Below are 11,664 nucleotides of genomic sequence, written 5' to 3' on the forward strand. Positions count from 1 at the left end.
ACCGGCAATTTTCTGCGAAATTTCTGTATCGCGGGCTATTTGACGAAAGTGTGATGACGATGGGCGAAATGCCTTTCTGGAAGGCGAAGAGCCTTGAGGACATGACCAATACGGAGTGGGAAAGCCTCTGCGACGGCTGCGGGCTCTGTTGTCTGAACAAGCTGGAGGATTGGGATACTGGCGAGATCGCCTGGACCTCGATCCGTTGCACGCTTCTCGATGGCGAGAGCTGTCGCTGCAGGGACTATGAAAACCGGCAGGCGACGGTGCCTGACTGCATCCAGCTGACGCCCAAGGCCGTGCGCGAGATCACCTGGCTGCCGCCGACCTGCGGTTATCGCCTCGTAGCCGAGGGGCGCGATCTCTATTGGTGGCACCCGCTGATTTCGGGCGATCCGGAAACGGTTCATGCTGCCGGCATTTCGGTGCGCGGCCGCACCGTCGCCGAGGACGACGTCGATATCGAAGACTACGAAGATTATCTCGTCACCTGGCCATTGGAAGTGGGGCAGGAAAGCGTGGAATAAGAGGGGATTGGCCGGCGTTCGGGATCGATTTGCGCCGGTGCCGCACGAGCCGGAAATGCACTCCTCTGGAGTCAGCCCAAAGCATATCGCGCAAAAGGGCGCAGCGGTTTTGCGATAACGATATGCGAAATATCAATAGACTTGAAGCGCGAGGAGCGAATCTGAAAGATCGCGACGCGCTTTAGTGGCTGCCGCCGTTCTTCTTGACGAGGGTTTTCGGCGCGACGTTGCGCCAGGCCGTTTCCATCGACTGACGGACGAGGCCTTCGTCCGCTTCGACGAAGTAGAATGAGGTCCAGCCACGATCTCCCCAGCCGCCGGGCACAGCGGCGCAGACCCCAGGCTCCATTTCCAGGAGCATGCGTTGCTGGTCGGGCGTGAGTTTGAAGACCGCGCGACCTGCTTCCGGCAAGGTCATGAAAATGCGCTTGCCCACGCGGAAATCCCGTGTGCCGAAATGCGCGTTCTCCTCCGTTCCCGGCAAGCTTAGCGCGAGTTTTTCAATCTCTTCGGTCAGCATACGGAAAGAGTAACATGGTTTTTCCGAATGGCCAAAAGGCTGAAAATCGCCACAAATATTCAAGGGCCGCAGCTTCTGCCACGGCCCTGTCCGTTTGTGCAACGACACGACACAAGGGTTGCAGGAAGCGGTCCAGCCTGACACCCAAGGTTCAACTTCGTGTTGCGTCTAGCATAACTCGGGATGGTGGTGGCGAGATCCGGCTCGTCACCGACGGGCTTACTCGGCCGGTTGGATCGGCTTCGGGGCGCTTTCGCCGGCGGCGCGCATGGCGCGCCATTCGTTTTCGAAACGGTCGAGCAGCGATTGCGGTACTTTGGACTGCTGAGATGCGGGCTGGTTGTTCGCTAGCGTCTGCATCCGATCCTCCGGGCCTATGACGGTTTCATGACGTTTGACGGGGCGGACAATTTCATATCGTAAAGGCTTTGTAAATCAGTGGCTTAAATCATTTAAACGATTAAAGAATATTTAAATCGATTAATTTTTGGTTGATCCACAGCCGTCCGTCGGTGCGCATGCACACAGGTGCCGATACGTCAAAATTAGGCGTTCTTTTGAAGTAAATTTGCGGACATCTCTTCTTCCGCGCGCACGCCAATTTCGGCGCAGTTCAGCAGCCAATGCGGCTGCTGAGCGCGAGGGACGCTCACGCCCTCGGTGGGGAAGCCGTGGCGACGAAATCGAAGCGTGTCAGTGGTTTAGTCCGGCTGCCGGAATCGAAACGCGATCATCTTGAATCAACCTTGCAGGATGGTGACTCAACCTTTGAACGGTCTCCCCCAAGGGATTCAAAGGAATCGCGAATCGCTTCCTGCTTGATGTGATCTTTCAGCGTCCAGGATATGGCGGATACCTTGCGCGCCGCGACGCCAGAGCCTTGCCGACCTCTCAATCCTAGCGGAACATGCTTAACAAAAGGCTGATTTCCGCCTGCTGCGGGCAATGCCGGGGACCATGAGGCCATTCCTCGCGGCGCCGCTCAAGGCGAAACTGCCGCATGAAGGGGCAATTGCGGCCTTGAGCGGGTTCCGTCGGGAACGGAATCGCTGCAATCTAGGGTCGGATTTCCAGTGAGGTCTATGGCTTCCGCGATGGGCGCCCAGCGGGTCGGAAATCCGACATTCATTTGCCATTCAGCCTCATTCGGTTATTGCTTCTGCCATGATGCTTCCCAAGTTGAAAGTGCGTTCATGTCTTCACCAGTGATCATAGCCGCGCTTGCTGCAGGCCTCGCGGGCTTCAGCCTGCCTGCGATCAACGTGCCGTCGGATAATGTCGTCCGCGTGTCCGGCGATTGCAGTGCGGCCGCTGCACAGGTGGTTGCCGACACCGGCGGCGAGTTGCTGTCGGCGCAGCCGACGTCCGATGGCCAGTGTGTGATCACGGTGCTCGTCCCCGGTAATGGCGGGCGGCCGAAAAAGGTGACCGTCAAGGTGCCGATGTAAGCCATCCCTGTGGCGCCGTGCGTCTTGTCAGGCGCAAAAGGTCGCTGTGGCGCTTTGAAAGCCCGCATGTTTCTATCGTTAAATCGGCTAGGATTGAACCGAAGCATGCAGCGGGATGGCCGCGAGAGGAAGTAGAGACGAATGCGCATTCTGATTGTCGAGGACGACGCCAACCTGAACCGGCAGCTCGCCGAGGTGCTGAAGGAGGCCGGCTACGTCGTCGACCAGGCCTATGACGGCGAAGAGGGGCATTATCTCGGCGATGCCGAGCCCTACGATGCCGTGATCCTCGATATCGGCCTGCCGGAGATGGATGGTATCACGGTGCTGGAGAAGTGGCGCGGCGACGGCAAGACCATGCCGGTCCTGATCCTGACGGCGCGCGATCGCTGGAGCGATAAGGTCGCGGGCATCGATGCCGGCGCCGACGACTATGTCGCGAAGCCCTTCCATGTCGAAGAGGTTCTCGCCCGCATCCGCGCCCTGATCCGCCGTGCTGCCGGGCATGCAAGCTCGGAGATCGTCTGCGGCCCGGTGCGCCTCGATACCAAGGGTTCCAAGGCAACCGTGGATGGCGTGGCGCTCAAGCTGACGTCGCACGAGTTCCGGCTGCTCTCCTATCTCATGCACCACATGGGTCAGGTCGTTTCGCGCACGGAACTGGTCGAACATATGTACGATCAGGACTTCGACCGCGATTCCAATACGATCGAAGTGTTCATCGGCCGGTTGCGCAAGAAGATCGGCAACGATCTGATCGAAACGGTGCGCGGTCTCGGATACCGAATGCAAGCTCCGGGCAATGGCAATTAGATCGCTCACAGCCCGCGTATTGGCGGTTTCCACCGTCTGGGCGGTCGTCGCTCTGGTCGTGATCGGTGTGGTCATTTCCGAACTCTACCGCCAGGGCTCCGAGCGCGGCTTCAAGGACCTGCTGCGCGCGCAGCTTTTCAACGTCGTCAACTCGATTTCCGTCAACGAGAAGACCGTGCTTTCAGGCAGTCCGCAGCTTGGCGATCTCCGCTTTTCGCAGCCGCAGACCGGCTGGTACTGGATCGTCGATCCGATCGGCGAATTCGACACGCCACCCCTGATCTCGACGTCTCTCGGCAACGGCAAGCTGCCGATCGCCAGCGTCGATGAGGTCCCGTTCGACACCGGCTACGTCCGTTTCTATACAACCAAGGATCCGTTCGGTAACGAGGTCGAGGTCTCCGAGACCGAGGTCGTGCTCGACATCCAGGGCCACACCGCGCGCTTTCGCGTTGCCGGCAACCGTGATGTGCTCGAGGCTGACATCGATCGCTTCACCCGTAACCTGACCATCGCGCTATCCATCTTCGGTCTCGGCGGACTTGGCGTGAATGCGCTCACCATTCTCTTCGGCCTGCGCCCACTCGATCAGGTCCGTCGCTCGTTGGAGAAGATCCGCACCGGTGAGAGCGAGAGGCTTGACGGGGCCTTTCCGCGCGAGGTCCAGCCGCTGGCCAACGAAGTGAACGCACTCATCGACAGCAACCGCCGCATTGTCGAACGCGCCCGCATGCAGGTCGGCAACCTTGCGCATTCGCTGAAGACGCCGATCGCCGTCCTGCTCAACGAAGCCCGCGTGCTCGATGCGCCGCATGGTGAACTGGTGCGCAACCAGGTGGATGCGATGCAGACGCAGGTACAATCCTATCTCAGCCGCGCGCGGATCGCGGCGCAGCGGGAGTCCGTGCTGGCGCGGACCGAGGCACAGCCGGCGCTCGAACGTCTCGTTCGGGTGATGCGCAAGCTCAACCCGGAAAAGCAGGTTCACCTGTCGATCAATCCGCCGGCATTGGTGCTCGCGATGGAATTGCAGGATGTCGAGGAAACCGTCGGCAACCTGCTTGAAAACGCTGCCCGCCACGCTCGTGGCGAAGTGTGGCTCAACGTGCGGCCGGCGCCGAGCGAGCTTCATGCGAAGGAGCCCGGGAGACAGTGGATCGTGCTCGACATCGATGACGATGGTCCGGGGCTCAATCCCGACCAGATCGCGCTGGCGATGAAGCGCGGCAAGCGGCTTGACGAAAGCAAGCCTGGAACCGGGCTCGGGCTCTCGATCGTCAGCGAGATCGTGCGGGAATACCAGGGCAGTATCACGCTGTCGCGGCGGGACGAAGGGGGACTGCGTGCCCAGCTCCTGTTGCCGGCCGCGGCTTAGGGCGGGATGAAAAGTGTGCGGGCTTTCGTGATCAAGGTGTCACACCCGTGCTCGAAAATGTCACACCGGCAGGGCGCGCCGTTGCCTCGGCAAGCGGGGAATGCCAAAAGAAAATCAAGGACAAGTCGTCATTTCACCCGAATGCACGGGGTTCACGAATACGGCTTCGGATAGGAATGGTTGAGTGTCGCGGATCATGAGGAACCAGGCAGAAATGACACGGACTTTTGTCGTTGGCGGTAGGATCGCAGTGATCGCGTCGGCCGTGGCTCTTGCCGGTTGCGGCACGACCGCGGGCGGCAAGGGTGCTGTCGCCGGCCTTGGCTCGACCGCCACTCGGATGTCCTCGACAACCTACATCGCCGCGCTTCAGGGCGGCGTGATCGGTCGCCTTGCCGATCTCGATATCGGTTCGTCCGACCGCCAGCGCGCGCTCGAGGCGGAGTATCGCGCGCTCGAGGCAGCGCCGGGCGGCCAGCCGGTGACCTGGGACGGACGCGGCGTCAGCGGCTCCGTCGTTGCGGCCGCTCCCTATCAGGTCGGATCGCAGAACTGCCGCCAGTACAGCCATACCGTGACGATCAAGAGCCAGACGAAGACGGCACGCGGCGCTGCCTGCCGCAATCCCGACGGCAGCTGGACGCCGCTCACCTGAGCGTGGGTCTTCTCAGGCGTCCGAGCGTTACCAGGCGGCTTGATCGGCCGTTGCGGCGAAACGCCTCAAATCTCCGTCATGGCGGGTTTTCGAGTTGGAATGGCATGGGCCTCATAGTATTGAGCGTGCATGTTGTTCTGGATCCTCGTCGCCATTTTGACGGCGGCCGTTGCCGTCGTGCTGATCCTGCCGCTGATGCGGGCAGGGGAAGCGCCTTCGTCTCCCCACAGCCATGACATCGAGGTCTATCGCGATCAGCTCGACGAATTGAAGCGCGATCAGGACAGCGGCCTGATCGCAAGCGATGACGCCGAGCTTGCGCGGGCCGAGATAGCGCGCCGATTGCTGGCAGCCGGCGAGAGCGACCGAGTTGTGACGCCGGCCGTTTCGCCGCGACGCGGGGCCAATCGGCTGGCCCAGGCCTTCGTGCTGCTCTGTCTTCCCGCAGTTGGCCTCTGTCTTTACTTGCTCACGGGTAGCCCCGGCGTGCCGGCGCAGCCGCTTGCCGCTCGTCTTGCCGATCCCAATGGCGACATCAATGTCCTGATCGCCAAGGCTGAAAACCACCTGGCGGTGAACCCGAACGACGGCGCCGGCTGGGACCTGCTCGCGCCGATCTACATGCGCAACGGCCGTATCGAGGAAGCGGTTGACGCCTATGACCGGGCGATCCGCTTGCTCGGGCCGACGCCGGCGCGCCTCGGCGGATACGCGGAGGCACTCGTCGTGCAGTCCGATGGTCTCGTGACAACGAAGGCCCAGGAGGCACTCCAGCAGGCGCTGGCACTCGATCCCAATGACCCGCGCTCGGAATTCTACCTTGCCCTCGGCCTCAAGCAGGAAGGCAAGAAAGACGAGGCGCTGACCGCCTTCAATAGGCTGGTCGCGACATCGCCTGCCGATGCGCCCTGGCTGCCGCTGGTCAAGCAACATGTGGCCGAGTTGACGGGCGCCGCCACCGCCAGCGCTGCAGCACCCGGCAATCCCAGCGCCGAGGATGTCGCAGCCGCGGAAAACATGAGCAGCGGTGATCGGCAGGAAATGATCCGCGGCATGGTCGAAAGCCTCGAAAGCCGCCTCAAGCAAAACCCTGACAACCTCGAAGGCTGGGCGCGGCTGATCCGCTCCCACGTTGTCCTTGATCAACGAGACAAGGCGGCGGCAGCGCTAAAGGAGGGCCTGAAGACCTTCCCGGCCGATGGCGACGGGGGCAAGCAGCTCCTGGCGCTTGCTCGTGAACTCGGTATTGCGACCGATGGAGTGACGCAATGACGCGCAAACAAAAAAGACTAGCGATCATCGGCGGCGGTGTCGGCTTCCTGGTTCTCGCAGCCTTTCTGGTGATGTTCGCCTTCAGCCAGGCGATCGCCTATTTCTACGTGCCGAGCGATCTCGCCAAGGCAAACTTGTCGCCGGGTACACGCATCCGCCTCGGCGGCGTGGTCGAAGGGGGATCGGTAAAGCGCGGCGACGGCAAGACCGTCACCTTCACCGTCACCGACACGCTTGCCGGCGTGCCGGTAACCTACACGGGCATCCTGCCCGACCTGTTCCGCGAGGGGCAGGGCGTGGTAACGGAGGGAGCCTTCGTTCAAGGGAGCTCCGTTTTCGTGGCGGATACGGTGCTCGCCAAGCATGACGAGACCTATATGCCCAAGGATGTCGCCGACCGCTTGAAAGCCCAGGGCGTTGAGCTCAGCGGGAAGGAAACCATTAAATGATCATCGAGCTCGGACATTACGCGCTGGTCCTGGCTTTGGCGACGGCGGTCATCCAGGCCGCTTTGCCGATCCTCGGTGCGCGGCTGAATGATCGCGGCTTGATGGAGCTTGCGTCGAGCGCGGCGGTCGCCTGCTTTCTGCTGGTCGCCTTCGCGTTCACGGTGCTCACCTTCGCCTATGTGACCTCGGACTTTTCGGTCCGCAACGTCTGGGAGAACTCCCATTCGCTAAAGCCGCTGATCTACAAGATCTCGGGTGTCTGGGGGAACCACGAAGGCTCGATGCTGCTGTGGCTGCTGATCCTGACGTTCTTCTCGGCGCTGGTGGCGGCCTTCGGGCGCAACCTGCCGGAAACGCTGAAGGCGAACGTGCTCGCCGTGCAGGCCTGGATCGCCATGGCCTTTGCCCTCTTCATTCTCTTGACATCCAACCCGTTCGCGCGGCTGGTCCCGGCGCCGGGTGAGGGCAAGGACCTGAACCCGATCCTGCAGGATGTCGGTCTCGCCATTCATCCGCCGTTGCTCTACCTCGGTTATGTCGGCTTCTCCGTCTGCTTCTCCTTTGCGATCGCCGCGCTGATCGAGGGCCGGATCGATGCCGCCTGGGCGCGTTGGGTCCGCCCGTGGACGCTTGCCGCCTGGACCTTCCTTACGGCCGGCATTTCCATGGGATCCTACTGGGCCTATTACGAGCTCGGCTGGGGCGGCTGGTGGTTCTGGGATCCGGTGGAAAATGCCTCCTTCATGCCCTGGCTCGCGGGCACCGCCCTTCTGCATTCGGCTCTGGTCATGGAGAAGCGCGAGGCGCTGAAGATCTGGACCGTGTTGCTCGCGATCATGACCTTCTCGCTGTCGCTGCTCGGCACCTTCCTCGTCCGTTCGGGCGTGCTGACCTCGGTTCATGCCTTTGCCACGGACCCGACCCGCGGCATCTTCATTCTCGCGATCCTCGTCTTCTTCATCGGTGGCGCCTTCGCGCTCTTCGCCTTGCGTGCCTCGCACCTGAAAGCCGGCGGCATATTCGCGCCGATTTCACGCGAGGGGTCGTTGGTCTTCAACAACCTCATCCTGACGACGGCAGCGGCGACAGTCCTGACCGGCACGCTCTATCCGCTGGTGCTGGAGGCGCTCACCGGCGACAAGATCTCCGTCGGTCCGCCGTTCTTCAACATGACCTTCGGTCTCCTGATGCTGCCTCTGCTCTTCGCGGTGCCGTTCGGTCCATTGCTTGCCTGGAAGCGCGGTGACATCGTCGGCGTCTCCCAGCGGCTCTTCGCTGCGGTCGCGATCGGTCTCGTCTTCGGCACAGGCTACTATTACGCGATGAATGGCGGCCCGGTGCTGGCGCTCTTTGGCATTGCTCTCGGGGTCTACCTGATCATCGGTTCCGTGACGGATATCGCGTTGCGCTCCGGCCTTGGCAAGGTCGCAGGTAATGTCGCCTGGCGGCGCTTCACCGGCCTGCCGCGCTCGGCCTTCGGCACGGCGCTCGCCCATATCGGTCTCGGCGTCACCCTGATCGGCATCGTCGCCGTTACGGCCTTCGAAACCGAGACCGTCGTCGAGATGAAGCCAGGCATGACGGTCGAAGCCGGTGGCTACACCCTGCGCTTCGACGGCATGCGCAACGGCAGCGGCCCGAACTACACGGAAGAATCCGGCCACTTCACCATCAGTCGCGGCGGCGTTGCCGTCTCCGAGGTCTGGTCGTCGAAGCGCCTCTACCAGGTGCGCCGCATGCCGACGACGGAAGCCGGCATCCGCACCTTTGGCCTCAGCCAGCTCTATGTTTCACTCGGCGACCAGATCGGCGAAGGCGGCATCGTCGTGCGCATCTGGTGGAAGCCGATGATCCTCTGCATCTGGGGCGGAACCCTGTTCATGATGGCGGGCGGTTTCGTGTCCTTGAGCGATCGCCGCCTGCGGGTCGGCGCGCCGGCTCGGGCCAAGCGGCCGAGGGCGGTGCCGGTGGGAGCTGCCGAATGATGCGTCTGCTGCTGGCACTCCTGCTGTTCGTCCTGCCGATCGGCTCGGCGTTCGCGGTCAATCCGGATGAGGTGTTGGCAGATCCCGCACTGGAAGCGCGAGCGCGGGCGATCTCGGCTGAGCTCCGCTGCATGGTCTGCCAGAACCAGTCGATCGATGATTCCAATGCCGAACTTGCCAAGGACCTCAGGGTTCTGGTGCGTGAGCGCCTGGCCAATGGCGACAGCGACGAGGCGGTGATCGACTATGTCGTGTCCCGTTACGGCGAATTCGTGCTGCTGAAGCCACGCTTCGAAACGAAGACGCTGATCCTATGGGGCATGCCTGCAACCCTGCTTCTCGTCGGGGCGATCACCCTCGTCGTCGCGGCCCGCCGTCGCGGCGCCCAGGCAAAGGGAACGCCGCTCTCCGAGGACGAAAAGGAAAAGCTGAAGAAGCTGCTTCACCCCTGACGCTCGCTCCGGCCGGGTCGATGACAATTGCCGCCCTGGCCCCATAATATTTTGAAATCGCTGAAGATTGTCCGCGACGGGGACCAAAGGTGACGGCGCGTGTTGTCGCCCGTCGGTCGGCAATCCATGCCCTTATCATCGCTTCCCGCAACATTACCAAAAATTCATCTTCCGGACAGAACTCAGTAAGGTCCCATCCGTTACATCTTTCGTCATCGGCTGTTCCTCCAGGGCATCCTGCTTTCGGGTGGTTCACGGAAAGCGGACAAGATGCTCTGGCATCAGGACGCTGCAGCGACCTTACGCGGCAAAGACGACGCGTGGCGCTGCAGTCAGCCAAACGGGATCTGCCCCTCCTCGGGGCGGGCATCGCAACCAGGTTTCGGTGCCGTCTTTGACGGCATCAAGGAAGAGAAAAGGCAAAACGGATGAATACGACCAAATCCCTGCGTCCCTCCCTCAAGACCGTTCTGAAGGCCTCGACGGTTGCCGGCCTTGCTGCCGTCATGTTGACCTCCGGTCTGCCGGCGCGCGTTTCCCAGTCCTTTGCGGAAGCGGTCAAGGTGGAAGCGCCGTCGGTGCCGAGCTTCGCCAATGTCGTCGACGCGGTCTCGCCCGCCGTCGTTTCGGTTCGCGTCCAGTCGCGCGTCAATCCGGTTACCGAAGATGGCAGCGACTTCACCTTTGGCTTCGGCGGCCGTGGCTTCGACGATCTGCCGGACGATCACCCGCTGAAGCGCTTCTTCAAGGAATTCGGCCCGCGCGGCGATGACCATAGCGAGCGCGGCGGCCCGGGTCGCCGTGGCCCGCATGGCGAAGGTCGCCTGCGTCCGACATCCCAGGGCTCGGGCTTCTTCATCTCCGAAGACGGCTACCTCGTCACCAACAACCACGTCGTTTCCGACGGCGCGGCCTTCACCGTCATCCTCAACGACGGCACCGAACTCGATGCCAAGCTGATCGGCAAGGACAGCCGCACCGATCTCGCCGTGCTCAAGGTCGATGACAAGCGCAAGTTCACCTATGTCGGCTGGGCCGACGACAGCAAGGTCCGCGTCGGTGACTGGGTGGTTGCTGTCGGCAACCCGTTCGGTCTCGGCGGAACCGTGACCTCGGGCATCATTTCCGCCCGTGGCCGCGATATCGGCTCCGGCCCCTATGACGATTATCTGCAGGTCGACGCTGCCGTGAACCGCGGCAACTCGGGTGGTCCGACCTTCAATCTCTCCGGCGAAGTGGTCGGCATCAACACCGCGATCTTCTCGCCGTCGGGTGGCAACGTCGGCATCGCCTTTGCGATCCCCGCGGCCGTTGCCAAGGATGTGGTTACCGACCTGATCAAGGACGGTTCGGTTTCCCGCGGCTGGCTGGGCGTGCAGATCCAGCCCGTCACCAAGGACATCGCTGAATCGCTCGGCCTTGCAGAAGCAAGCGGCGCGCTGGTGGTCGAACCGCAGGCGGGTTCGCCGGGTGAAAAGGCCGGCATCAAGAAGGGCGACGTGGTGACTGCGCTGAACGGCGACACCATCAAGGATCCGCGCGACCTCGCTCGCAAGGTTGCTGCCATCCGCCCGGGCACGACCGTTGATCTGAGCCTCTGGCGCAACGGCAAGTCCGAAAGCGTCAAGCTGGAGATCGGCACGCTGCCGAAGGATGACAAGGAGGCCGCCAAGAGCCAGGACAGCCAGTCCGAAGAAACGCAGCCTTCGAGCGAGCAGGCCCTGGCTAACCTTGGCGTCACCGTCGTCCCGTCCGACGACGGCAAGGGCGTCACCATCGCTTCGGTCGATGAGGACTCCGATGCCAGCGACCGTGGTCTGAAGACGGGCGAGAAGATTGTCTCCGTCAACAATCAGGAAGTGAAGTCCGCGGACGATATCCTGAAGGTCATCAATGCTGCCAAGAAGGACGGCCGTAGCAAGGCGCTCTTCCAGATCGAGGCCGAAAACGGCAGCCGCTTCGTGGCCCTCCCGATCGATCAGGGCTGATCGCGGCAGTCAAATGAATGACCGGAGCGCCGCGATTTCCAAGTGATTTCGCGGCGCTCGCCGTTTCGAGCGGGAGGTACAAATGTGTGTGCGGTGTTCCGCTCGCATCCCGCTTTCACCGACGAGAATCGATCACCATGAGTTTGGGTCGATCCGGCCAATATCATCGTGATCGAGGGC

Annotated in this window: 12 protein-coding genes; 10 read left to right on the plus strand and 2 right to left on the minus strand. The window is 62.1% G+C overall.

Going from position 1 to position 11,664, the window contains the following annotated elements; genetic code table 11:
- Positions 1 to 59 precede the first annotated feature (59 nt).
- Entirely contained in the window at positions 60 to 527 is a 468-nt protein-coding gene (locus ACQ5BM_RS04075) for a YcgN family cysteine cluster protein (protein WP_429808929.1), read from the plus strand.
- A 181-nt stretch (positions 528 to 708) separates the two neighbouring features.
- On the opposite strand, the gene ACQ5BM_RS04080 is transcribed toward ACQ5BM_RS04075, so the two are convergent.
- Together ACQ5BM_RS04080 and ACQ5BM_RS04085 are read right to left on the minus strand one after the other, a co-directional pair.
- The gene (locus tag ACQ5BM_RS04080) at positions 709 to 1,047 is read right to left on the minus strand and encodes an MmcQ/YjbR family DNA-binding protein (RefSeq protein ID WP_429808931.1); all 339 of its coding nucleotides are present in this window, start codon (positions 1,045 to 1,047) and stop codon (positions 709 to 711) included.
- 219 nt (positions 1,048 to 1,266) lie between these two features.
- Entirely contained in the window at positions 1,267 to 1,407 is a 141-nt protein-coding gene (locus ACQ5BM_RS04085; RefSeq protein ID WP_429808110.1) for a hypothetical protein, read from the minus strand.
- Between the two features lie 833 nt (positions 1,408 to 2,240).
- On the opposite strand from ACQ5BM_RS04085, the gene ACQ5BM_RS04090 reads away from it, so the two are divergent.
- From ACQ5BM_RS04090 to ACQ5BM_RS04130, 9 genes are all read left to right on the plus strand, one after another.
- Positions 2,241 to 2,495 (plus strand): hypothetical protein, encoded by a 255-nt coding sequence (locus ACQ5BM_RS04090; RefSeq protein ID WP_429808113.1) that lies wholly within the window; start codon positions 2,241 to 2,243, stop codon positions 2,493 to 2,495.
- 141 nt (positions 2,496 to 2,636) lie between these two features.
- Positions 2,637 to 3,308 carry a two-component system response regulator FeuP gene (gene feuP / locus ACQ5BM_RS04095; protein WP_034789361.1) on the plus strand — a complete coding sequence of 224 codons (672 nt, stop codon included), beginning with the start codon at positions 2,637 to 2,639 and terminating at the stop codon, positions 3,306 to 3,308.
- Positions 3,298 to 4,683, plus strand: coding sequence for an ATP-binding protein (locus ACQ5BM_RS04100; RefSeq protein ID WP_429808116.1), 1,386 nt, complete (start codon positions 3,298 to 3,300; stop codon positions 4,681 to 4,683). The genes feuP and ACQ5BM_RS04100 overlap by 11 nt, the downstream gene beginning before the upstream one ends.
- Before the next feature lie 214 nt (positions 4,684 to 4,897).
- Positions 4,898 to 5,338 (plus strand): hypothetical protein, encoded by a 441-nt coding sequence (locus ACQ5BM_RS04105; protein WP_429808118.1) that lies wholly within the window; start codon positions 4,898 to 4,900, stop codon positions 5,336 to 5,338.
- Positions 5,339 to 5,467: 129 nt separating this feature from the next.
- The gene (gene ccmI, locus ACQ5BM_RS04110) at positions 5,468 to 6,610 is read left to right on the plus strand and encodes a c-type cytochrome biogenesis protein CcmI (protein WP_429808121.1); all 1,143 of its coding nucleotides are present in this window, start codon (positions 5,468 to 5,470) and stop codon (positions 6,608 to 6,610) included.
- Positions 6,607 to 7,059: a cytochrome c maturation protein CcmE gene (ccmE, locus tag ACQ5BM_RS04115; protein ID WP_173515960.1), complete on the plus strand. Its 453-nt coding sequence runs from the start codon at positions 6,607 to 6,609 to the stop codon at positions 7,057 to 7,059. Before ccmI ends, ccmE begins: the two co-directional genes overlap by 4 nt.
- The gene (locus ACQ5BM_RS04120) at positions 7,056 to 9,044 is read left to right on the plus strand and encodes a heme lyase CcmF/NrfE family subunit (RefSeq protein WP_429808125.1); all 1,989 of its coding nucleotides are present in this window, start codon (positions 7,056 to 7,058) and stop codon (positions 9,042 to 9,044) included. Before ccmE ends, ACQ5BM_RS04120 begins: the two co-directional genes overlap by 4 nt.
- A complete protein-coding gene (locus tag ACQ5BM_RS04125) occupies positions 9,041 to 9,496 on the plus strand; it encodes a cytochrome c-type biogenesis protein (protein ID WP_429808128.1) in 456 nt (151 codons plus the stop codon). The genes ACQ5BM_RS04120 and ACQ5BM_RS04125 overlap by 4 nt, the downstream gene beginning before the upstream one ends.
- Positions 9,497 to 9,924: 428 nt before the next feature.
- A complete protein-coding gene (locus tag ACQ5BM_RS04130) occupies positions 9,925 to 11,484 on the plus strand; it encodes a Do family serine endopeptidase (RefSeq protein ID WP_429808131.1) in 1,560 nt (519 codons plus the stop codon).
- Positions 11,485 to 11,664 lie beyond the last annotated feature (180 nt).

The organism is Ensifer sp. B1-9 (assembly GCF_050474445.1).
In the GTDB taxonomy this organism is placed as follows: domain Bacteria; phylum Pseudomonadota; class Alphaproteobacteria; order Rhizobiales; family Rhizobiaceae; genus Ensifer.

Bases quoted from the DNA above. Each gene is read 5' to 3' on its own strand.
- ACQ5BM_RS04075 (WP_429808929.1), top strand. From the start codon at position 60: ATGGGCGAAATGCCTTTCTGGAAGGCGAAGAGCCTTGAGGACATGACC.
- ACQ5BM_RS04080 (WP_429808931.1), bottom strand. From the start codon at position 1,047: ATGCTGACCGAAGAGATTGAAAAACTCGCGCTAAGCTTGCCGGGAACG.
- ACQ5BM_RS04085 (WP_429808110.1), bottom strand. From the start codon at position 1,407: ATGCAGACGCTAGCGAACAACCAGCCCGCATCTCAGCAGTCCAAAGTA.
- ACQ5BM_RS04090 (WP_429808113.1), top strand. From the start codon at position 2,241: ATGTCTTCACCAGTGATCATAGCCGCGCTTGCTGCAGGCCTCGCGGGC.
- feuP (WP_034789361.1), top strand. From the start codon at position 2,637: ATGCGCATTCTGATTGTCGAGGACGACGCCAACCTGAACCGGCAGCTC.
- ACQ5BM_RS04100 (WP_429808116.1), top strand. From the start codon at position 3,298: ATGGCAATTAGATCGCTCACAGCCCGCGTATTGGCGGTTTCCACCGTC.
- ACQ5BM_RS04105 (WP_429808118.1), top strand. From the start codon at position 4,898: ATGACACGGACTTTTGTCGTTGGCGGTAGGATCGCAGTGATCGCGTCG.
- ccmI (WP_429808121.1), top strand. From the start codon at position 5,468: ATGTTGTTCTGGATCCTCGTCGCCATTTTGACGGCGGCCGTTGCCGTC.
- ccmE (WP_173515960.1), top strand. From the start codon at position 6,607: ATGACGCGCAAACAAAAAAGACTAGCGATCATCGGCGGCGGTGTCGGC.
- ACQ5BM_RS04120 (WP_429808125.1), top strand. From the start codon at position 7,056: ATGATCATCGAGCTCGGACATTACGCGCTGGTCCTGGCTTTGGCGACG.
- ACQ5BM_RS04125 (WP_429808128.1), top strand. From the start codon at position 9,041: ATGATGCGTCTGCTGCTGGCACTCCTGCTGTTCGTCCTGCCGATCGGC.
- ACQ5BM_RS04130 (WP_429808131.1), top strand. From the start codon at position 9,925: ATGAATACGACCAAATCCCTGCGTCCCTCCCTCAAGACCGTTCTGAAG.